The 24,362-nt window shown below is 39.1% G+C and carries 15 protein-coding genes; 6 read left to right on the forward strand and 9 right to left on the reverse strand.

Annotation, left to right across the window (positions count from 1 at the left end; translation table 11 throughout):
• Positions 1 to 288: 288 nt before the first annotated feature.
• Positions 289 to 543, reverse strand: coding sequence for a type B 50S ribosomal protein L31 (locus D0T60_RS12645; RefSeq protein ID WP_163218473.1), 255 nt, complete (start codon positions 541 to 543; stop codon positions 289 to 291).
• 185 nt (positions 544 to 728) lie between these two features.
• Here D0T60_RS12645 and D0T60_RS12650 point away from each other — a divergent pair, with 185 nt between their 5' ends.
• The 6 genes from D0T60_RS12650 (at position 729) to D0T60_RS12675 (ending at position 11,499) form a co-directional block, all read left to right on the forward strand.
• Entirely contained in the window at positions 729 to 1,751 is a 1,023-nt protein-coding gene (locus D0T60_RS12650; RefSeq protein WP_163218474.1) for an endonuclease/exonuclease/phosphatase family protein, read from the forward strand.
• A 197-nt stretch (positions 1,752 to 1,948) separates the two neighbouring features.
• Positions 1,949 to 2,947, forward strand: coding sequence for a class II fructose-bisphosphate aldolase (locus D0T60_RS12655; protein WP_163218475.1), 999 nt, complete (start codon positions 1,949 to 1,951; stop codon positions 2,945 to 2,947).
• Between the two features lie 158 nt (positions 2,948 to 3,105).
• Positions 3,106 to 5,589 (forward strand): two-component regulator propeller domain-containing protein, encoded by a 2,484-nt coding sequence (locus D0T60_RS12660; RefSeq protein ID WP_163218476.1) that lies wholly within the window; start codon positions 3,106 to 3,108, stop codon positions 5,587 to 5,589.
• A 269-nt stretch (positions 5,590 to 5,858) separates the two neighbouring features.
• A complete protein-coding gene (locus D0T60_RS12665) occupies positions 5,859 to 7,034 on the forward strand; it encodes an OmpA family protein (RefSeq protein WP_163218477.1) in 1,176 nt (391 codons plus the stop codon).
• Positions 7,035 to 7,353: 319 nt separating this feature from the next.
• A complete protein-coding gene (locus D0T60_RS12670; RefSeq protein ID WP_163218478.1) occupies positions 7,354 to 10,149 on the forward strand; it encodes a DUF6493 family protein in 2,796 nt (931 codons plus the stop codon).
• A gap of 9 nt (positions 10,150 to 10,158) precedes the next feature.
• Positions 10,159 to 11,499, forward strand: coding sequence for an SWIM zinc finger family protein (locus D0T60_RS12675; protein ID WP_163218479.1), 1,341 nt, complete (start codon positions 10,159 to 10,161; stop codon positions 11,497 to 11,499).
• A gap of 180 nt (positions 11,500 to 11,679) precedes the next feature.
• Here the strand turns inward: D0T60_RS12675 and D0T60_RS12680 are convergent, their stop codons facing one another.
• The 8 genes from D0T60_RS12680 to D0T60_RS12715 form a co-directional block, all read right to left on the reverse strand.
• Positions 11,680 to 12,873 (reverse strand): DUF2264 domain-containing protein, encoded by a 1,194-nt coding sequence (locus D0T60_RS12680; RefSeq protein WP_239059560.1) that lies wholly within the window; start codon positions 12,871 to 12,873, stop codon positions 11,680 to 11,682.
• 49 nt (positions 12,874 to 12,922) lie between these two features.
• Positions 12,923 to 14,122, reverse strand: a complete 1,200-nt coding sequence (locus tag D0T60_RS12685; protein WP_163218481.1) for a glycoside hydrolase family 88 protein — start codon at positions 14,120 to 14,122, stop codon at positions 12,923 to 12,925.
• A 109-nt stretch (positions 14,123 to 14,231) separates the two neighbouring features.
• Entirely contained in the window at positions 14,232 to 15,866 is a 1,635-nt protein-coding gene (locus tag D0T60_RS12690) for a DUF5123 domain-containing protein (protein ID WP_163218482.1), read from the reverse strand.
• Positions 15,867 to 15,885: 19 nt separating this feature from the next.
• Positions 15,886 to 17,796 (reverse strand): RagB/SusD family nutrient uptake outer membrane protein, encoded by a 1,911-nt coding sequence (locus D0T60_RS12695; RefSeq protein WP_163218483.1) that lies wholly within the window; start codon positions 17,794 to 17,796, stop codon positions 15,886 to 15,888.
• Positions 17,797 to 17,816: 20 nt separating this feature from the next.
• Positions 17,817 to 21,068, reverse strand: a complete 3,252-nt coding sequence (locus D0T60_RS12700) for a TonB-dependent receptor (RefSeq protein ID WP_163218484.1) — start codon at positions 21,066 to 21,068, stop codon at positions 17,817 to 17,819.
• A 245-nt stretch (positions 21,069 to 21,313) separates the two neighbouring features.
• Complete coding sequence (locus D0T60_RS12705) at positions 21,314 to 21,964, reverse strand: HAD family hydrolase (protein WP_163218485.1); 651 nt, start codon at positions 21,962 to 21,964, stop codon at positions 21,314 to 21,316.
• Positions 21,965 to 22,065: 101 nt separating this feature from the next.
• On the reverse strand, positions 22,066 to 23,736 hold the full coding sequence (locus tag D0T60_RS12710; RefSeq protein ID WP_203558337.1) for a glycoside hydrolase 43 family protein: 1,671 nt from the start codon (positions 23,734 to 23,736) through the stop codon (positions 22,066 to 22,068).
• Positions 23,737 to 23,838: 102 nt separating this feature from the next.
• Positions 23,839 to 24,174 (reverse strand): phage holin family protein, encoded by a 336-nt coding sequence (locus tag D0T60_RS12715; protein WP_163218487.1) that lies wholly within the window; start codon positions 24,172 to 24,174, stop codon positions 23,839 to 23,841.
• Positions 24,175 to 24,362: the final 188 nt, after the last annotated feature.

Below are 24,362 nucleotides of genomic sequence, written 5' to 3' on the forward strand. Positions count from 1 at the left end.
AAAAATAACCCGGATATTGCAGAACAAAATATCCGGGTATTTTCTTGAAAAGCTTTGAGAGAGAGAAACTAAAATAAGGTTTAGATTAACTGTACTAACTTAAAAAAATCCTAATAATCTATTGGTGAAAATCTTATGTCTTAATCTTATAATGCAAATATAAGGAGGGTGATTTCCCTAAAGATGTATTTTTCCCTAATAGGTAATAGGGAAATCCCTATAAATACAAAAGAGGGAATTCAATAATGAACTCCCTCTTTTTGTATCTGTCTTTATATAGTGGACTGATTACTTCTTATTACGGTTTCCGTAACGGCTCATGAACTTATCAACACGTCCTGCTGTATCTACCAATTTAGACTTACCAGTGTAGAAAGGGTGAGAAGTACTAGAGATTTCAAGCTTTACCAATGGATAAGTTTCGCCTTCAAACTCAATAGTTTCTTTTGTATTAACAGTTGATTGTGACAAAAACACATCTCCGTTTGACATGTCTTTAAATACTACCGGACGATAGTTTTCAGGATGAATACCTTTTTTCATTTCAGAATATATTCTTTTAATTATTATTTCGTTTACTATTTGGTAAGAATAGTGTAATGGTCTTTTTCAGAGCGCAAAGATAACACTTTTGTTTTGAACCGAAAAAAAAGAGAAGTAAAAAAACGCAGTCTCCGTTTTTTTTTAGAACTTTGTTGGATGTAAATCAGTGAATTAATGAAGTGTTTATGAAAAAATGGATTATTCTTGGTTGTGTATTGCTGCTGTTTTGCGTGTGTACTTCCGTACGGCATACACAAAAAACAAAAGGATTATATAGTATAGCATTTTATAATGTGGAAAACTTGTTCGATACCGTGCCCGATCCGGGGAAGAATGATGCCGAATATCTTCCTTACGGAACGAAAGAATGGAATACTGAAAAGTATACCGCTAAGCTAAAGAAAATTGCGCAAGTTTTAAGCGAACTGGGACGGGATAAAACTTCCCAAGGTCCTGCCGTAATTGGGTTGGCAGAGGTAGAGAATATATATGCACTTCATGATTTGGTGCGCGAACCTGCCATTGCCGATATTCATTACGGAATTGTGCATTATGAGGGAGAAGACCGCAGAGGCATTGATTGTGCGTTATTATATGATCCCAAACAATTTAAGCCGGAGCAAACTGTATTGATTCCTCATAAATATCAAAATAATGATACCACTCATTTAACGCGTGGCTTTTTGTTGGTTAAAGGAAAGTTAGCCAAAGAAGAGGTTTGTTTCATAGTGAATCATTGGCCTTCTCGTGGAGCAGCAGCACCTGCCCGTATTTGGGCGGCCGGACAGGTAAGGGTTATTACTGATTCATTGACTATTGCTCATCCCAAACTTAACATTATGGTAATGGGAGATATGAATGATGATCCGATGGATGAAAGCATGACTACCGCATTAGGAGCCAGAAAATATAAGGATGAAGTAGGTAAAGGCGATTTCTACAACCCCTGGTGGGAAACCCTGGAGGATAAAGGCATAGGAACCTTACTTTATAGAGGTAAGTGGAATCTTTTTGATCAGATAGTGTTGTCTTCTACCTTATTAAATAATGAAGGATTGAAATTCGATTCACATGAAGTGTTCTTACGTGATTACCTGATTCAGCAGGGTGGAAAGTATAAAGGCTCTCCACTTCGTACCCATGGTGGTAAAGAATGGCTGAATGGATATAGCGATCATTTACCTACGATTGTTTATTTGAGGAAGTGATAAAAGTAATGTCTGCAGAAATTGTTTTGCAACCTCTGCTTTACAATTCGATCGAAAAAAACATTATTCTTACTTCTTTTGTATAAAAAAGACCCTGAATGCTTGCTAAAATATGTAGTTAGTCCTCCTGTTTCAAACAATAATGTGTACTTTTGCGGTGAGTTTTCAAATTCACTAACAATAAATAATAAGAAAAAATGATTGGTTACAAAGAACTAGGCCTCGTAAACACGAAAGAGATGTTTGCCAAAGCAATTAAAGGCGGATATGCAATTCCAGCTTTTAACTTCAATAATATGGAACAGCTGCAAGCTATTGTTCAAGCTGCTGCCGAAACTAAATCTCCGGTAATTCTTCAAGTGTCAAAAGGTGCACGTAACTATGCAAACCAAACTTTGCTTCGTTATATGGCAGAAGGCGCTGTGGCTTATGCTAAGGAGTTGGGTTGGAACAATCCGGAAATCGTACTTCACCTCGACCATGGTGATTCTTTCGAAACATGTAAATCATGTATCGACATGGGATTCTCTTCAGTAATGATCGACGGTTCTCATCTTCCTTACGATGAAAATGTAGCTCTTACTAAGAAAGTAGTAGAATACGCTCATCAATTTGATGTAACAGTAGAAGGCGAATTAGGTGTATTGGCAGGCGTTGAAGATGATGTAGTAGCTGAACACCATACATATACTAAACCCGAAGAAGTAGTAGACTTCGTAACTAAAACAGGATGCGACAGTTTGGCAATCTCTATCGGTACTTCTCATGGAGCTAATAAATTCAAACCGGAACAATGTACTCGTAATGCAGAAGGTGTATTGGTTCCTCCTCCATTGCGTTTCGATGTATTGGAAGGTGTTGAGAAAGAACTTCCCGGATTCCCTATCGTTCTTCATGGAGCATCTTCAGTTCCACAAGAAGAAGTGGCTACTATCAATAAATACGGTGGTGCATTGAAAGATGCTATCGGTATTCCTGAAGAGCAACTTCGCAAAGCTGCTGCTTCAGCAGTATGCAAAATCAATATCGACTCTGACAGCCGTTTGGCTATGACTGCTGCTGTACGCGAAGTATTTGCTACTCAACCAGCTGAGTTCGACCCACGTAAATACTTAGGTCCTGCTCGCGAAAACATGAAGAAGCTTTATAAACATAAGATAGAAGACGTACTTGGTTCAGCCGGTAAGGCAGAATAAGTTTCTCTCATATTTTCAATTTTAAATAATAAAAGAGGAATATCTGTGACGGATGCTCCTCTTTTTATTTGTGTATGCAGGAAAATACAACTCCGATTCCTTTGTACATTTAAGCTAAGTCGCTACTTTTGTGCACCAATGTTTTATAGAAATTTATTATGAGAGGCACAAATAAATTATTGCGGCTACTATTGCTATTATTAGCATGTTATGGAGGGGGAAATCAGCTACAAGCGTATGGGCTGAAACAATTAACAGTGAAAGACGGTTTGTCCGATTCACAAGTTTTTTCTGTCTGTCAGGATCGTGACGGATTTATATGGCTTGGCTCCAAAAAGGGGCTGGACCGTTTTGATGGATTGGATATGCATCATATTGTATGCGATTCTGTATCTAACTTCTTGGCTAACACCATTATTGGTACTACTTTTGAAGCTGAAAGCCGTATCTTTTGGATACAGACGGATGCTGGGTTAGTTCGTTATGATTATGACCAACGAAAAGCAACTGTATTCGATGAATTCAACCTAAACAGTTGGGTGACTAAAGGACCCGGTGATGAAATTTATGTGGTTAAAGAAGAAGACTACGTTCATTATTATCAGCCTGAAACGAATAACTTTATCAAAGTACCTGCCAGAGGGCTGAGAACCGAAGGTATTCAGGATGTATTTGTAGGACCTTCTAATACATTATGGGTATTCTCTGAAATTCCCGGCAGTCACCGCAGTTATACAATAGAGGAAGATGAGAAAGGCATTAAATTGGTTTCTCAAAACTACTTTCGCCATCAGAATCCCTTGTTGTGGTGCTTCCACGGCGAGGATGAGGTTTACTTTGTAGACGAAACCTTTACTTTGTACGAATATCATTTATCCGACAAAACCAAACACTACATTCTGGATCTGCGTGCTGAAGTTGCAAGACGAGGAGATATATCGAGTATAATCAAGCATAAGGGCGATTTTTTTGTAGGGTTTGATACAGATGGTGTATTGCGTATCAGATATTTGAGCGATCAGAGAGAAAAATATCAAATTGAAACAATTGCGCTTTCTGTCGGGGTATCTTGCTTGTTGGAGGATAAAAACCAAGACATCGTTTGGATAGGAACACACGCGGACGGAGTGTATATGTATTATCAGGAACCGGCTTCTTTAGGTGGAATATTGTTTGCCGATTTTAATACTACTGTAGCACATTCGGCTACCACTTTCTTTTTAGATAAAAATCAAACCTTATGGATGGGTACACGCGGCAGCGGAATGGTAGGAATTCCCGGGTTTAATGATGAATGGATAGACGTTCGTCGTACAGAGTCGCTTTCTGTGGGCAACAGTTTGCTGGGTAGCCCGAATGTAAATACAATCGCCCATAGTCATAAAAACCTTTTCTGGATTGGCCATGATAACGGATTGAACTATTATTCGTATTCCGAACGCCGGATTAAGACACTTAATATGATGGCAGACGGAAAACCGCTTCGTTATGTACAGTCGGTATGCGAATTGAACGATACCACTTTATGGATTGCCACAGCCGGAGAAGGAATTGTAAAAGCAAGAATTTCCGGGACTGTTGATGCTCCTTTGGTAACCTCGGCCAAACGTTTGATGCCGGGAAGCGAGTCGGGAGAGCCTGCTCACTTCAATGTAATATACAAAGAGAATGAACAGACGATATGGGTTGGCGGACAAGGCAAGAATGTGTATAAGATAGATTCAGCTTCTGAAAGAGTAGAACCTACTGCCCTGGAAAAAGGTAAGCAACAAATAAACCATGTATATACCATTCTGAAAACAGACAATGCTATGTGGTTTGGAGGTGATGGAGGCTTTGCCCGGTTATCCGGAAGCAGCTTGAATGTATATACTCAAGAGAGCGGATTCCTGCATGATTATGTATATAGCATCATGGAAGACAATAATAGTGATCTTTGGCTGACTACCGAGCGTGGAGTAGTGAGATTTGATGTGAAGAAAAACAGCTTCGCTTTGTGTCGTCAATCCGAAGGCAAAACAGTAACAAACTTTTCACCCAATGCCTGCTATAAATTGCCTGATGGGAATATGATCTTGTTAGGGGGTAGCAATGGCTTTGTAACCATCAACGATCGGGAATTGAATTTATCGGATGATTATTCTCCTCAAGTATTATTCACCGGTTTATCTATTTTCGGACAAGAAAAGAATCTTGCTAAATATCTTGAAAAGAAAAGAAGAAAAGAAACCATTCGTTTGAATGAAGATCAGAATGTATTTGCTGTATCATTTGTTGCCACAGATTATTTATATGGAAAGGATTATACCTATTATTATAAATTGGATGAGAAAAGCGATTCATGGATCGAAAACGGTACTTCCAATTTAGGTATATTTACTTATCTGCCATCCGGAAATTATACTCTTTCGGTGAAGTATCGCAATAATGTGTCGGGTAAAGAAAGTAAGGTCTTCTCTGTTGGGGTATATATTCCTTCTCCATGGTATGCTACTTGGTGGGCTTATTTACTTTACATTATTGTAGGTGTTGGTATTGTTTATCTGATCCGTTGGATTGTAAAACGGAAACATCAGAAGGAAATCCAACAATTGAAAGCTTCTTATGAAAGTGGAAGGGTAGAGCCGGAAGTTGAAGAGTAACGCATAATAATAGAATAGCGAAGTGAACATAGAGTCACGAAAACACAGAGAGCATATTAACGCCTTTGTGTTTTCGTGACTTATTTTTTATTGCATAGTATTCGTCTTCTAAATTTTCCGCATAAAACTTAAAAGAAGTACTTGAAACGTTATAGAATGTCTATATGCGTAGTGTAAAATCGTTTATTTAATAAAAAAGGTAAATGAATGTTGTAAGCATCCAAAAGAAATTGTTCCTTTGCCCCGATTTAATTTAAACAACAACAAACATGAAAAAAACTTTGATTATGCTGGCTATTGCCGGCACATCTATTACTTCAGTGTGTGCACAAAATTCTAGTGATTTCAACAAAACTTCGGACAAGTACCAAGTATTAACAAACCGTTTTAAAGACAATTGGTTTATTTCTGTAGGAGGTGGTGCTTCTATGTTAATGGGTAACCAAGATGTAAAAGGTAGCTTTGGCGACCGCATCAGCCCAACATTGAACGTAGGCGTAGGTAAATGGTTTACTCCCGGTTTAGGATTGCGTTTGCAATACAGTGGTTTAAAAGCTTATGGCTATACTCCTGATGCAAGTAATGAGTATGTACGCTATCAATCTGAATCAATGTATAAGCAAAAAATCAGCTATGGAAATCTTCATGGTGATGTATTATTCAACCTAAATTCTCTTTTCGGTGGATACAATCCGGATCGTGTTTACGAAATTATTCCTTATGTAGGTGCAGGGCTTACTCACACTTATTCGGGAGATAAAACTCAAGCTTTTGCTGTAAATGCAGGTATCATCAATCGTTTCCGTTTGGGCAATGCATTAGATTTAAACTTGGAATTGAGCGCTATGGGCGTAGAAAACAAGTTCGATAAAGAAGTCGGTGGTAAGAAAGACTTCGACGGTGTGGTATCGGCAACCTTAGGTTTGACCTACAAGTTTAAAGCACGCGGATTTAAGAAACCACAAGCACAACGCCAATTGATTTCTGAAGCAGAATTGGCCAATATCCGTTCTAAAATGGGTTCTTTGGCTTCCGAAAACGCAAAGCTGAAACAAGACTTGGCGGCCAAGCCTACTACTGTAATAAAGGAAGTAGAGAAAGAAAGTGGTGTTCCTCAAATTGCTCCACGTTCGGTATTCTTTAATATTGGTTCTTCAACAGTTTCTCAACAAGAATTGGTGAACCTTGGTTTCCTTGCAGACCAAATGAAAGAGTTCCCTAACCTGAAATTCAAATTGGTGGGTTATGCAGATGCTGCTACCGGAACTGCTGAGAAAAACAAAGCATTAAGTCTTAAACGTGCACAAGCTGTAGTAGATGCATTGGCTACTACTTACGGAATTGAACGTAGCCGCATGACTGTAGATGCAGCAGGTGGTATTGATAAATTTGCTAAAGACAAAGTGTATTTGAATCGTATGGTACAAATTGAAGTAGCAAAATAATCTGCTTACAATTACAGCACACATATCAGAGGAGGGTTAATGGCTCTCCTCTTTTTTTGCTACCTGTGATAGATGCGTATGATGCTTCTTATGCCAGCTTTTGCCACGGCCGCGGCAAAGTTTTGTCACGGCCGTGGTCAAATCTTGTTGCGGCCGCAGCAGAATCTTGTTGCGGCCGTGGAAAAACCTCGTTGCGGCCGTAGCAAAATCTTGCTAAAGCAATCAAAAAAATACTGTAGGGGAATTTATTCAACGAAGATTGGGTAAAATCGGTTAGTTGATGTTATATTTGCCATTAAACAGAAAAGAATAGCGCACAATGAAAGACAAACTACTTGAGTTTATAGAGAATCAAGACAGAAATGGTATGATAACCTTTTTGCAAGCGCTTACCATAGAGGAAAGAAGAAGCTTAGTACCTGAAATAGAGCAATACGACCAACTGTATGACGACGACAAAGAAAAGAAGCGCGCGCCCGGAGCGTGGGATAAAAGAGCCGTTAATAATATAGCTGCTTTTGTTTGCTTTCCTCCTGCCGAAGCAAAAAAAATATGGCGATGGAGGATGCCTAAACCGGAAGAATTAGACAAAATACTGCCTTGGTATTGCCCGAAAGATTTTGGCGACTATCAATTCCTTCGCTCTTATGAGTATCTGATTAAATGGGAACAGGCCGGATATCTATCCTTAACAGAAGAGGAGATATTGTTCACGCTTCCTGCGAGCATATTAAAACCTATACCCGGAAATCGTGGCAGGCACTATACGCTGGAGGCTATTGAAAAATACCCTATTACATTAGACGAACATATTTGGTATCTGTTTTATGCTCCTTCTAATGTGGATTGGGCAGACAAATGGCTGGCCGATAATAAAGATAAAAAAGAAACTAAAGGCAACTGGTGCGATACCTTTATTAAATATACTTCCGAAGGACGAATTGATCGTATGCGAGTGCTTCGTGAAAGTTTGCAGACAGCCAACCGCAATTTCAATAAAACGCAAACCGGCTGGTTTGTTGATTTGTTTATGGCTTTAGAGCCAACCCAAGAAGAATTATTGAATCTTCAGGACGAACTTTTTAGTGCACTAACCAGCGTATGGTCTAAACCCGTGAGCAATACAATGAAGTTGCTGAAGAAGCTGGCAGCAGATCAAAATTTCCGTATCAACGGATTCTTGCCATCATTGCCCATATTGCTTAGCTCGGAAGTAAAATCGGTGGTAACTACTACATTGGCAGTGCTCGAAGTTCTTTTGAAGAAACACAAAGGGCATCAAACAGAAATAAGTATAAACCTCTGCACCGCTTTTCTGACAAAAGATGAGGCTGTTCAAAAAAAAGCAGGCGAACTATTGGTGAAGTATGCCCAACCCACTCCGGAACTAAAAGATTTGCTCGCCACTTACGTTGAACATCTTTTAATGAATACTCGCACGCTACTCAAGAACTATCTGCCAGACACAGAACAAGCGGTGGCACTTACACCCGAAGAACCAATTATCGAACTTCGGAAACTAATTAGTGATGAAAATAAAATTCCGGAACTGAAATCGGTAGAAGATTTTGCTTTCTTTCTTGGTCAGGCAATCGACCTGTCGGAGCCCTTTCATTTCGACCATTTACTGAACAACCTGATTGTATGGGGCAATGAAATAAAGGAGGAAGAATTGGTGTTGTTGGAACCCATATTTCAGAAAGTGTATAAAACTCTTGGTAAATGGGAAAGCCCCAAACTCGACGGAATGGCTCATATTGCATTAACCAATTATGGTGATTATCTGATACAGAAGTTTTCCGGAAAGCTAACTAAGTTGGCAAAGATGAAAGAGAAATATGCGGCAATTGAGCTAAAAAGAGCACAAAACAGTAAAAACTATAAAAAGCGAGCGGTGAATATCGAAGAGCGAGATGTAAGTATCTACCTGAAAGGTTTTCATCAGATAGCCATCGAAGCTGTTGACAGAATAAAGAAACAGCATAAATTGCCTTTACTGTCTACTCCCACCCATTTGCCTGTTTGGATAGATGCTTCAGTGCTGGTAGAGAGATTGGTTATGTATCAGCAGCAACATATTGCTCCTGTCGATATGGATATGCAGTTAGCCATACAGCGCTGTGCATTAGAAGAAACCGGAGAAGCACTGCAAAAGGCTCGCAAACAGCTATCCGGTGAGTTGAAAGAATTAATGATCTTTCTTTTAGATACTTCCGCAATTCCTCAAGGAGCTTTCGCACATCTGGCTTGGTGGGCTACGGTGGCTCTTACTCGTTTGTCTTCTCAGATATCAACCAAGCTGCAAGAGTCCGAATACAAACGAATCCCTCAGGAGTGTTTTACCGGAAATTATCAATGGGTTGTTTTTATGGAAGATTATATGACCTATGAATATAATCCGGAGATAAGAGGTTACGATAGCTATCCGGCACAAAGAGCAAAAGTAGGAATGAATACTCCCAAATGTGAATATAATGAAGATGAGCATCCGCTATTTTATGAATATCTTCTACAAGATAGCATACAAAGTGAACCTGTTGATTTCCTTTTTGGAGCTATTCCCAATAATCCGGATATGCTATTAAGCCAACTGACAACCTACTTTGCCAATTGCGATATGTGGGGGGTGGGAGAGCAGCATATAGCATTTCAGGTGGCACGTGTACTGCAAGAATCAAATACTCCTTTCCGCGAGATGCATTATTTTTCCTTTGCCTGTTTATTATTGGGCAAAGCTAAAACCTGTCAGGATTATGCTTTCAGCATTTGGCTGGAAAAAGTATCTGCCGATACGCTCGATTCTTGCAAATTAGGAAAAGTCTTGGGCAAACTCGAATCGTTAGAGCTATTTCCTTTGAAAAGACTTACCGATTTAATGACTGCCAGTATGCTGAGAGTAAGCGATAAACATAACAAAGCGCTATTCTCAATGATTGAATCTTTATTGGCCGAACTTAAACCACAACCAATAAAGAACTTAAAGAAACTGCTGGAAATATACAAAGAGTTGTTGGCACTGACAAAAGAAAAACCTGGTGCAGAGACCATTAAGCAATTAAACATTTGGACATTCGAGTCCAACTTAAAGAAAGTAATTAAACAAATACTCAAATAAAGAATAAACATGGAAGATTTACTTACCTATCAATATGCAATGCCCTCCAGTCTTGTTAAAAAAGGAAATGCGGAGGAACTGTTTTTAGCTAAATATAGCGAAATTCAAAAGAATACCGATGCTCCCTGTTTCTTTTGGGGGAATGTGAAGAATCCGTTTATCATGGCTCGTTGCCTGATAACCTTGTCGAACATCGTGAAATCCAGTTTCAATATGTCTCCTTTCCAAATGGCTTTATTGAAAGACCCTATTGTTACTGCCGGTAATAGTTGTGTTCGTTTCGAAGGCTTTTCACATTGTGCCGGAGTTTATGCACGTGTGGATGTTCTTCCGGATGGACTGGATGGTGAATTCCTCGAAAATGGAACCACTAATGTTGACTTTAACCAACCAATGCTTATGGCTTTGGGGGGTATCCGGCAGAATGAGAATGTATTGCTTTCCATTGGTCAGAAAGAGGTCGGTCTTCATCTGGAAGGTGAGAAAGTGATAGAACGTAAAGTACCTTTGCCAACCAAATGGATTAAAGGATTAAGCACAGTTCAAATATATCTGTCCAAGGCGGAGCGAGTACATACTTTTAATAAGATACAGACTCAACAACTTTTCCGCGGTATCCCTAAAGGGCAAGTGAAGAACGACTATTACTTAGTGGTTCGGGGTAATACGCCCATGTTTACACCGGTAAAATCGCTTAATGCCATTTGTGTGGGTGGTTTGCATCGGTTACGTTTGCTGGAACCCTTATTGCCTTATATAGATAAGATGCAGGTATTTCCGCATCCTACCATGCAATCTACTACTTGGCAGCTTTATTTCGGTGATGTCCGTTTTAGCTTTTCCCTTTCTCGTGATGCTTGGCGAGGGTTCTCGGGCGAGGGTGCTGCATTAGAGGCACTGATTAATGATGTTTCCGACGAATGGATTGATGCGCTCGATAAGTACGCATACGCCAATCAGGCTTTCAACCCCACCTTGTTTGCTATTGAAGAGGATATGGCCTTTGATACGGTTGATAACCTAACCGCACGACTGGCAGCGATGGGATTGCTTGGCTTTGATCTGGATGAGAATAGGTTTTTCTATCGTCGTTTGCCGTTTAAGCTGAACCGCATTATGAGTTTAAATCCCCGAATGAAAGGAGCCAATAAACTGATAGAAGATGGTAAAATAGAAATCATCAGTCAAACAAAAGGTAGGGTAGAGGCTCGTGTAGAAGGGAGTGGAGTACGCCATACCGTGATTCTGGACGAGAAAGGAGAAAGGTGTACTTGCGAATGGTATAGTAAATATCAGGGAGAGAGAGGGCTTTGTAAGCATGTATTGGCGGTGAAGAAGCTAACTAAATAACTAAAAAAACGAGAATGTGTCAAAAGTCCCAATTAATGATAAAATACGATTTGAACACAGAGACACAAAGGCACAGAGTCTCTCATTTTTAGTGAGTTAATTCTCTGTGCCTCCGTTTCTCTGTGTTCAAATCATAAATAATATCATTTTGACACACCTCCGGATAGAAGAAAGAAAATTTTATTTCTTAAGTGCTTTATCAGCTCCTACATCTATTCCTTTCCAGGCTTTTAGATTAGTCCATTCAGTGAAAGGATCACTCCAAAAAGGATCATCGGCCGGTAAGCCCAGCGGAAGCAGCCCCATTGAACATAGGTAAATACTTCCTGTGTTTATATAAGATTCCGACATGTTGATCTGGGAACCGGAAAAACCAATTCTTAACCAACCATTTTCATCAAATGTATCTTTAGATTTTGTTTGATTACGAATAACTGCTGTGAGTGCACAGCGTACTTGTGCCGGGGTTACCTTTTGGGGTAGAATTCCTTGCAAGGCAGCTTGTGCCAACGCATGAAATGCTCCGAAGCGATATACAATGGAACGACCTACTGCCGGATATGTACCTTCGGGAGAAATCTGGCGTTCCAGTTGTTCGGCATAACGAGTGTGGCGTGCTAACTGAAGAGGAAGAAAAGCAGCATCCTCCAGGTTATGTTTTTTCATAATCCGCAGTACATCAGTCAGCATTGGGTGAATAACAAAACTATTGTAATAGTCCATGTGAAATGCAGGACCATCGCCATACTGTGCATCACCTTTGTACCATTCGTCTCTAAAGCGTACAACACCATTTGTTAACCGTTCCATGTCACACTCTCCTGTGAATTCCAGGATGGCGGCTTCTACCGTGGAGGCAAATAATAGCCAGTTGTTTTGCCAGGGGGGAATAACACGTGTACGTTTTAGTTCGGTAATCATTCGTTCTTTAGACTCTTCATCTAAGTTACCCCAAAGTTGTTTGGGGGCTCTTAATAGTCCTTGTGCCAGAAAAGCTGCATCTACCAATGGCTGATAAGCCCGGTTATCGAATACCAGATAATCTTTGGCTTCCGGATTAACCGCATTTTTAAGCCCGTTAACAGCTAATTCGATATATTTTTCGCGCAACTTGCCTTCATCTGTATTGTCCGGACCTAATTCTAACCAGGGAGCCATTCCGCAAAGCAAGCGTCCAACAGCTTCCAGATAAGATACCTGCATACGCAGTGTGTCTTTAGACAAAGATTCAAAAGGCATGTTTTGCTTCAGTTGGTCGTTAGCCAGATTAGTCAGTACAGGGTCGGCAATATTTGCCATTGTATTTACCCAGAAAGCACGATCTTCTGCTCCGGTAGGCGGTGTGTCGTTTACCGGAGTAGTTTGGCAAGCCATCAAAATGCATACAATGCACAGAAAAGCAATACTCTTTCTCATCTTTCTATTAGATTAACTTTTTAAGTCGTAGCAATGCTTCTACAAAATAGTAATCTGCATAAGAGAGAGGTACATCTACTTCGCTATTGCCCGGAAGGTGTCCGGTGCTGTGCATAAGTACGAAGTTATTATTTGTACCCGGTTCGGCCAGATATACAGGAGAAGCTAAAGAACGAATCTGGTCAATAGCATAGTTCAGGTATTGCTTGCTTTGAGCAGTTTTATCTAATTGAGACAGTTCGATCAATGCCGATGCTATGATAGCAGCCGATGAAGCATCTCTTACTGTATTTGGAATGTCGGGTGCATTGAAATCCCAATAAGGAACTTTATCTTCCGGCATATTGGGGTGATTCATAATAAATTCAGCAACCTTTTTAGCGTGTTCCAAATAAGCATTGTCGCCAGTTTCACGAGCCATCATGGTATAACCATAAACCGCCCATGCTTGTCCGCGTGCCCAAGCCGATTCATCTGCATATCCCTGATGAGTGTTCTTAGCATGTGGAAGTCCGGTAATTGTATCATAAGAAATTACATGATAAGAGCTGTAATCCGGACGGAAGTGGTGTTCCATAGTCTTTTTTGCGTGACTATTTATCATATCTGAATAAAATGAATCTCCGGTTTCTTTAGCAATAAAAGAAAGGAATTCCAAATTCATCATATTATCTATAATAACAGGATATTGCCATTTATCTTTGTTGAAATCCCAAGAACGGATAAGTCCTATTTCGGGTCTGTAGCGAGTGGCCAAAGATTTAGCTCCGGTAGTCATTACATCCAAATAATGTGGATTCTTGGTTAGTCGGAAGCCATTTCCAAAGCTGCAATAGAGCATAAAGCCCACATCGTGGTTGTTTGTAACGTTTTTAGCCGGTTCTACACGACTGGTGTACATCTCGGCATATTTTTTTAGTTCCGCTGTAGGGTTGTTTTCGTAGAGGTACCATAGCTCTCCCGGGAAAAATCCGCTACACCACCAAGAGTAATTACTGGTTTTTAGTTTTCCATCTTTGTTTGTAGTGGTAGGTAGTCTGCCTTCCTGATCTTCTAAAGCCTTGGCCATAAGTATAGACTGTTGGGTGGCTACATCCAAAGAACGATTAATAACATCGGAAAGAGGTTCCTGTTTGTTTGATTGACAAGCACAAGTGCATGTTAAGAGTCCTGCAAAGAGGAGAATTGATTTAAATGTTTTTCTCATTGATAATTGGGATGTTAAGTTTGGGAGACAAAGATAGGAGTTTTTAAGGAGATTATCTAAAAAATAAAGGCTACTCGTTTGAGCAGCCTTTATTTTTAGGTATGATTTCTTATTGCGGCATATACCAACGTGGGTCACCACATGATCTTTTTTCTGAGAAATTGGAATCTTTAATAGTAAAGTCTCCGTTTTCAGGGTCAGTGAAAAGAGTTGTTTCTGAGTCAGAGTATTCACTTAGTCCACTAATGTGGTTACTACCGCTAACCCAATCACTTGTTCTATAACAATTATCTACAGAAACAGTAGCCTTGCTTCTAATTCCTTTTACACTGGTTCCTCCCATACTTCCAAAAATTACATTTTTTAGGGAAATGGTATTTGGACCAGTTGTGGTATTACCTGCGTCTAATATGTAATCACCGGTTCCAGGAGCTTTACTAAAGGTACAATTTTCTATAGCTACACTTGTAAAGTCTGTTTCTTTAGCATAGATAAAGCTTTTACCTGTATACCAAATGGTAGAATTACTAAATGATATTTTATCAATTTTACCAACTTTACTGGCATCAACATGTATAAGACTATATGTACGTGAAGTAGCACCATAGAATATACAGTTATCAACAGTCAGCTGAGCAATTGTTTTAACAGCCGATCCTTGAAGACGTAATGGGGAGTTCTTGAAATCATGAACAAAGCAATTTATAAACTCAATAGTATTAACATTGGTTGCATTGCTTTGGTTAATTAAGTAGTCTGATTGAATTGAAACTCCATTTTCGTTTGGATATTTTCCTGAAATTTCTACGTTTTGGAACTTGATACGAGCATGCGTATTATTGAGATTTAGTTGTTTGATTCCAATAATAGGCTTCTTTGCTCCGGCTATACCAAAGAACTCAAATGACATGTTATCCGGTAAAGTTATAGAATTGCTATTGTAGTATGTTGCTTCAGGACTTAATGCTATTAATACAGAGTTAAATTCTCGTGCTGCTAATTCATCAAATAAAGTTTGGTTTAATGAATCGGTTGCTGCCAAGATCACAGTCTCATCATATCCTTCGGGAAGACTTACTCCGGTATTAAATGATTTATATCCTCTCTTGGCCTCTCCATTATATATATTAACAGTGTATGCAGTGGATGCTTCTAACTCATCAATAGTTACAGCACCAGCCTCAATAATATCATCATCAAAATCAATGGTTCTGATAAATGTACCTGATGCATCAAGTAATTCTGCATGTGTAACAGCTAATCCGCCTGTCCAATTTATTGTAATGTATGTAGAACCGATAATGGTTGCAGTGATGATCTGTTCTGACTTTGTAGTGAAATAGTAATCACTCAAATAAGCCCATTTAGAGTCATCTTTGGATGAAGACATAGCTTTAGCACGAAGATAATATTTAGTTTCACTATTTAAGGTTACAGTAAAAGGTGATTTTGTAATTGATTTATCTTCACCGTATATAATAGAACTACTATGCTCTCCCATAGCTATGTCGTCATAAAGAGAATCTTTGCTGACTTCAATAATATAATATTCTGCTTTATTGCTGACTGTCCATGAGATTTTAACATCTGCGGCTTCAATGCTTGTACTCAGTTTGGTTACACTGAATAAGCGATCGTATGAGCTGTCTACATCCCAATCATTTTTATCTGTACAAGAGATAAACAATAAGGCTGTCAGGAGAATATATACTCCTGACTTTAGTGTGTTATTATGATTTTTCATTTTCATTATTCAATTAAGCTTAATTGGTATACCCGTAAGAATTATACAATGTTCCGTTCGAATCGGAAATACTGGAAGAAGCAATAGGTAATAAATATCTATTGGTTACTGTGGCATTTAATCCAGCACTAATAAGCGGCAAATTTTCAGTAAGCTGAGTTTGGGTGGTAGCTGTTTTTTCTTTACCGAAGAAATCTTTACTCTCATATCCGGTTTTGTCTTCGGGCTCTTGGTACCAACAAACACTTGACATATCTATTTCATAAGTATCCGGTTTATATTTGAAATACAATTTTTCAGGATATGTACCATTGTCTAATTCTGCCTTATAAGCAGTTTTGAAGTCATCAATTTTACTGCTCAATAAATTCCAACGTATTAAATCAAATTTACGGAATCCTTCACCTGCCAATTCCCATGCGTTTTCATCAACAATAGCACTAAAGAAATCTTCTTTGGAAGAAATAGCATCAATTTGCTGTACAGAGGTATTCTTATTGGCTTCTTTAAAAGCGCGTTTATGAACTTCTTTAAGAGCATCTCTGGCAGATATGCCTGCATCACCTACGCCATCAGGACCAGATAGCTCGTTAACAACTTCTGCATACATTAATAATACTTGCGGATAACGCATTCTGACTACATTAATACCTGTCATGCATTTAGCTTCTCCCGCACTTTTAGCTGCATCGCGCCATTCTTTGGTCATCTTTCTGATATCCCATTTTGCACAATACAATGCAAAAGGAGTATTACCCAACATTTCTTCTTTCAAAACTTTATCTGTTTCTTTTAATTGGTAAGTAGCACAAGTTAAATCGCGACGTAAGTCGTTTTTTTCGAATGAATAAAAATAAGGAGCTGTTAGTTTTAGTTTGCCGGAAGAGTTTCCTTTTGCTCCATAATAGTCACTTGCACCATTTATTCTAACTCCTACAGTGTAACCTAATTCACTACTTTTAGCCAATCCCATAGGTATCTCAAAGATGTTTTCTCTATATGTTTCATCTAATTTGCGTTGGTTGATAAGATACCAATGGTTTTCGATAGATGGATTTAACTTATGTACTCCTGAAGTAATAACAGCACTTAAATGCTTCTGCGCCAAATTGTACATTTTAGTTCTGGTTTCGGCATCACAACGTTGAGTTGGATAAGTTGGATCACTGAAGTCGGCTGTTTCGTATCCCTCTTTAGCTGCTTCGCGAATGTGCCATCCTGCACGACTTAATGCAATATTAGCCAGTAATGAATGGGCATACCCTTTGGTAGCATATTCAGTGGAGTAATCTGATTCTCCTGCCCAAGGTAAATATTCAATCGCTTCCTCTAAATCCAAGATTAATTGGTCCATAATTTCATCACGATCTGTTTTCCCTATATAGGCATTAGACAAATCAGGCTTGGCTGTTTCTATTTTAAATGGGATATCTCCGAAGAATTTAACCAAATCGTAATAAATCATGCCACGAAGTGTTAACGCTTGTCCTTTATGTTGAAGCATGGTCATTTTTTCCGCATTATCTACCTCAAGCAATTTGCTTCCTTCCACGCCTTCAATTATCATATTGGCATTTTCTATGATCTTGTACATTGAATCCCATAATTTAGAAATATCTCCCCAACCAGGAATAACATTGTAGTTCATAGCGCCGCGATTATTGGTGGTACTGGTGGATGTTTCTCCTAAACCATCTACTAACTCACAGTCAGAATTCAAGCCCCAAACAATGGGAATGTATTGAGAATAAGTTTGATCTAAAGTAAGATCTCCATATACTTTATTGAGAGCCAATTTGGTATAATAACTATTGTTATACACCGTGGTGGTATTCATTTCAGAAGGAGAAGTCTGGTCTAAGAAATCAGAGCAGGACGACATGCTTAGAATACCGACGCCTAATGCGATTGTTTTGAATATATTTTTCATAAATAATATTTCTTTTTAAATTAGAATGTAACGTTTACTCCCCCTACGAATGAACGACTTTTGGGATAAGCAGCATAATCAACTCCTGGAGCCATTGGATTTTTCTTGCTGCTTGTATCTACTTCCGGATCAGCCCCTGAATAATTGGTGAAGCAGAATAGATTGTAGCCGGTTACATAAACCCTAATATTTTGCATAAACATTTTGCGCATTAATTCTTTAGGTAATGTATACCCTAAGGTAATATTATTAACACGTAGGAATGATGCCTTTTCCACAGCATAATCGGTTAATTCCATTGAAGATGCTGAGGCAGGATTGTAGATATTTGCATTTGTATTAATAGTATTCAATCTTTCTATCATATTATCAGCACCGCCATAATATGCAATAGTACTATTACTGGGACGACCTAAATTTAATCCAGTTTCAGGGTCGATCCATGTATAACGTTTGCCACTATTGAAATCATTATTCAGATTGTAGTTTTTGGCAGAACCGGAATAAAAGCTTGTTGCTAATTTAGTAGCATTAATCACTACTTGGCCTAAAGAATAATTGAACGAAGCACCAAAATCGAAATTCTTGAAACGTCCGTTGAAACCAAAACCACCATTCCATGGAGCTATTGTATTGCCTAACTTTTGTTTTATAGGAGTACCATTCTCATCACATTGTAGTTTTACTGCTCCCGGATAGTAAGAACCTCCAGTGATGGTCTTGCTGTCATTGGGTGCTGCTCCGTCTCTAAGTTTCCAAGTAGTACCTTCTAAAACCAATTCTCCTTTAGGATTACTAACTTCATCGTATGCAGTAAAGAAACCGTCGGTTTTATAACCCCATACTTCGCCCAGAGGACTACCTTTTTCTACCTTAAAATCATCGTATTTAGAAAGAGTTGAACCTCCCCAACTACTACTCTGCCAAGGACTATCAACATTTAATTTCTCGATGTTATTTTTATTATATGAGATGTTGAAATTGAAATCTAAACCGAATTTTTTATTATCTACAATCACTATGGTTGATGCAAGCTCAATTCCTTTGTTGGAAGTTTGACCAAAGTTTTGCATTTGATAAGGATAACCTGTACTTGCCGGTATCTTGGCTTTCATTAATAAGTCTTTAGTTGTATTCCAATAAAAATCTAATGTACCAGAGATTCTATTATTGAAAAAGCCGTAATCAATACCTAAGTTTCGTGTAATGGTTGTTTCCCATTTTAAGTCAGGATTGTATAGTATATCTCCAAGTTCTAACATTGTATTATTCACTCCATTGAAAAAAGGCCCTTTAGCATCAGTATTAGATACAGAGTAAGTGGGGGTTATTAGACCGGAGTTAATGCGGTTGTTTCCGGCAGTACCGAAACTTAAACGCAGTTTTAAGTTAGATAACCAATCTTCTGTAGGAGCTAAGAAAGCTTCGTCCGACATGCGCCATGCAAAAGCTGCAGAAGGAAAGAATCCCCAACGATTGTCAGAAGAAAATTTACTGGAACCATCGGCACGCATTGTAACTGTAAACAGATACTTTTCCATCATTGTATAGTTAACACGTCCAAAAAACGAAAGCATATTTTCTTTAGCTTCAATTTTACTTGTGTTGGCCAAACCTGCGCCTATTCCCATATTATTCAGAATATCATCAATAGTAAAATTACTAGGGTATCTTACAGAAGTGTTTGTTCTTTTTTTATCCTGACTACCACTAACTTCATGACCAATCATTGCGTTAATCTTGTCACGACCATTAAATAGTTTTTTGTAGTCGTATGTAATGGTATTTGCGTTTCTCCAGTTTTTATTGGTAACTTTAGTTATCAAAGCCTGCGGCTGTCCTGAATCTCCTAATCTCGAATTTAAAGTGGCTGGGGCTTCCCAAACTTGATCTGTATCTGTAAATTTCCATCCATATCCGAATTCAGTACGTACTGTGATGTTCTTAAATGGAGTCCAGTTTAAGCCAGCATTATAATTCTGGTTAAATGTGCGTTTTTCTTTATAGGTAGCATCCAGTCGTTCCAGTGGGTTGTATGTTTTTTTGCTTTCTTCATCATCTTCGTTATTTGATAATGCTTCAACTGGACGGAATCTTACGGCATTTGCTACAATAGAATTGGCTGCGTTAGATTCATTACTATCTGCCCCACTACCTAATCCCTCTACAGATTGATAACTTAAACGAGCATTAAAGTCGAGTTTCATCCATTTGTTTAACTGAGTATTGAGTTTGACATTGACATTGTCTTTGTTAAAGCCTGAACCTCGCATGATACTTTCCTCTTCATTGTGAGTATAGCTTACATTGTACTTAATTTCTTTCGTTCCTCCACTGACACTTGCATTATATTGAATTTGATTTCCGGTACGTCCGAAAATATCATCCTGAAAGTCATTCCCTTGCACCGATTTCCAAATTTCCAAGTCATTATATGTTCCATAATCGGTAGAACCTAATTCATATTGATATAGTGCATATTCATACGGATTTAAAGTTTCTATAAGCTTAGTTGCTTTTCTTATACCATAAGAAGCTCCAAAACTAACTTGTGTTTTTCCTTCACTTCCGCTTTTTGTTGTAACGATAACTACCCCGTTTGCACCACGAGCACCATAGATAGCTGTAGATGAAGCATCTTTCAAGATGTCGATACTTTGAATTTCGGTAGGAGCAATATCACTAATGCTTGAAACCGGGAATCCGTCTACAATATACAAAGGCGAGTTATCTTGAGAAAGAGAACCTCCTCCACGTACACGAATTTTCATATCAGCATCCGGAGATCCTTCGGTAGTGGTAATAGTAACCCCGGCCATTTTTCCGGTCATTGCTTCTACTGCGCTTGAAACCGGGATGGCAGCTAATTGTTTAGCGCTTACCGATGATACTGACCCAGTTAAATCTTTCTTGGCTACTGTACCATATCCAATAACTACTACTTCTTCAATCAGTTGTGAGTCGTCAAGTAGTGTTACATTCAATGTTGTTTTTCCTTTGGCGCTAATTTCTTGTGTTTTCATACCTATGTAGGATACCACTACGGTGGCGCTCGAAGGTACTGATAATTTGAATTTACCGTCAATATCAGTGATAGTACCATTAGAAGTACCTTTTTCCAGGACGGAAGCTCCGATGATGGGCTCTCCTGAATTGTCTTTTACATTACCTGTTAAGGTTACATTTTGAGCAAATACATGAAGCGATGTTGCCATAAGTAGAAGGAGCAACAAAGCGCGCATGTTTTTCATCTTGTTAGACATTCTTTGCATGTTCGTTAATTTAAAAATAGATAATTATCGCTATATAAACTCTTTAAGTGTTAATACCACGTTACAAATATATAGGGCTGTTAACTCAATTATGTGCAAAAATTGTTGTTTAGGTGGTCTTTTTTGTTTTTATCAATGCTTTAAATACAAATTTTCCTCCTATATGGCTATCACATTGTTAGCTATATAGGAGGAAATGAGTAAGTGGGTAGAATTGTTCAGTGAATATACGATTATGCCAGCTTTTATTTGAGTAGCTGCAACACCTCTTCCGCTTTATCTATAATATAGTTGGGTTGGAAGCCTTCTAACTCTGTGCGCGGTCTGAATCCCCAGGTTACGCCACAAGAGGTAATATCTGCATTGATGGCTGTTTGCATATCTACTCCGGAATCTCCGATGTATAAAACTTCTTCTTTACTTACTTGGGCTACTTGTAGGATATCATGAATAATGGTTGGATCGGGCTTAGGATTTATTCCTTCTCTTTGACCCAGAACCGCTATAAATGGAATGTTGCCGAAATAATGATTGACTAATTTCTCTGTGCCGGCCTGATATTTATTGGAAGCTACAGCCATCAGATAGCCTTGCTCATTTAATGTATGCAATAGCTCCGGAATACCGGGATATGGACAGCTTTTATCTGCATTATGTTCGCTATAAAATGCCAGAAACTCTTCGCGCATGCGAAGAATATTTGCTTCGGTCTTTTCTCCTTCGGGCAATGCACGTTCAAAGAGTTTGTTAATGCCGTTTCCTACCATGAAGTTATATTCTTCTTCCTGATGTGTTGGAAATCCCAGGATTGTTAAAGCATGGTTTACGCTTTGTGCCAAGTCGGCTATGGTATTGATGAGCGTTCCGTCGAGATCGAATATGATTAGTTTCTTCATGAGTTTTTGTTTGCAAAGGTACAAATTTAGTTGAGAGTTGAAAGTTGAGAGTTGAGAGTTACGATGCCGCATGGTAACTCTCAACTTTCAACTCTCAACTCTCAACTAATCCTAAACCAATCTACTTCCGACCATCCTCCATCATTGGTTTTAATGGCTGGGCGGGTGCAGAAAGTTCCTATTTTGGCTCCAATCCATTTACCTTCTTTGGCTTGGAATGGGGCACCCATCTTTTTGTAATTCTTTCCGTCGAGGCTGTAGCTAAAGGTGCACATCACGAGTAAATCATATCCGCCTTCGCTCTTACCGATTTTTTCGCCGGTTGCTTTGAAGTTAACTCTTAAATAGATTGTTCCGTCTTTTAAATCGATGGATTGATTTACTGATTCTGTACCTCCTCTGTCTGCTTTTTTGCATTCAACCTGAGAGAGTACGAGGCCTTTATCTGTGTTCTCAAGAATTAACCCGGCGTAATCCATACCCATGACTACCAATCCGGTACGTTCGCCGGTATATTTGTCCGAGGGTTTGAAAGTCAACTTCATAGTGGCTGTGAAGTTTTCGGCAGGCGTTTTTTGCAACATTAGGTTGGCTACATCCCACAGACTTTTATAATTTTCTGTTACAGGGTAGGAGTAGAGGCGTGCAAATCCTTTATCTCCGGCAAAGTATGCCCATTTTTCGTTGATGTTGGCATGCCATTGCCATTGCGGAGAGAGGGTGAAACCATCAAACTCATCGCTTTCCTGAGGGGTACAGATGGGGTAAGTTTTACCTACGTTGGGCTTTTTATAGGTAAGTACCGGTTCGCCGCATCCGTCGCCATCTTTATCAACTCCCATTACAGGCCAGTCGTTCACCCATTTCATGGGCTGCAAGTGTACAATGCGTCCGTAAGCACCTACATCCTGGAAGTGGAAGAACCAGTCTTCGCCTGTTGGAGTATCAACCCACGCACCTTGATGAGGACCATTGATTGGAGTGTTTCCTTTCGCTAAAACAATTTTCTCTTCGTAAGGGCCGTATACATTTTTAGAACGCAATGCTAATTGCCATCCGGTAGGTACGCCTCCGGCAGGGGCGAAGATGTAATAATATTCGTTGCGCTTGTAAAATTTGGGACCTTCTACGGTGGTGTGGTTATCGTGTCCGTCGAAGATGATGCGTGATTGGGTAATGGCTTTGGTGGCATCCGGAGTTAATTCGCAGATGGCCAGAATACTTTTCAGTTCGGCACGGCTTCCTGCATATCCGTGTACGAGGTAGACTTTCCCATCTTCGTCCCATAGGGGAGAGGTGTCGATGATTCCTTTTCCGGGTTTTACTAACACGGGTTCAGTCCACGGTCCTTTCGGGTCTTTGGCTTTTACCATAAATGCGCCTTGATCGGGATCTCCCCAGAATATATAGAATTCGCCGTTATGATGACGTATGCAAGGAGCCCATACACGATTTCCATGCTCTGGACGCTCAACTGCTTCGATTGGAGGAAGTGCGTAAGGTACAGCCGCACTAATAATTGTCCAGTTTACTAAATCTTTGGAATGCAGAATTTGTAGTGCAGGCAGACAGCCGAAACTCGACGATGTCATATAATAATCGTCTCCTACGCGGCAAGCGTCGGGATCTGAGTAATCTGCATAAAGAATTGGGTTTTTATAAGTGCCGTTACCTTGATCGGCTACCCATACTTTCGACACATAATTGCCTTGTGCCACTATGGGAAGGCTGGTAAGTAGGGATAAAACAAAGATCAATGTCTGTTTTCTCATCATGCTATAATATTTGAAGTTAATTTACAGGCAAAAATAAGGAAAAGACACTGATCGGGAGTGTATTAATTGGGCTTAGTAGTGTGATTTTTGAGCGTATCTTTATAGAATGCTTTCTAAAACACTTGCTACAATGCTCATAACAATACTAAATAGGAGTGCCCACCAAAAGTTTTTTACGTGGAAACTGTTACCCATTATTGCGCTGGCAATCAGAATAATAACAGTATTGATAACTAAGAGGAATAATCCCAAAGTTAATATCGTAATTGGGAAAGAAAGGAATTGTAATACTGGTTTTAAGAGTGTATTCAGCAATCCTAATACAATGGCCACAATGATAGAAGAACCAAAACTTTTCACAGAAATTCCCGGGAGCAACCATGCAGTGAAATATACTGCAACGCTCGAAATAAGTATTTGTAATATCAAACTCATAATATTGTTTTATTTGAATAACAATCAGGTAGGTAAAATGTTTAACGGTTTGAAAAATCTTTCCACATCCGGGTGGAGGAGGGTTCTCCACCCGTAACCATTCGGCGTAGTACGTCTCCATCTGTTTTCTTAGTATCTGTACTTTTGTTGCTTGAATTATATAAATCAAATGCTTTATGTGTGATGTT

Origin of the sequence: Bacteroides sp. 224, from assembly GCF_010500995.1 — a bacterium.
Lineage (GTDB): Bacteria > Bacteroidota > Bacteroidia > Bacteroidales > Bacteroidaceae > Bacteroides.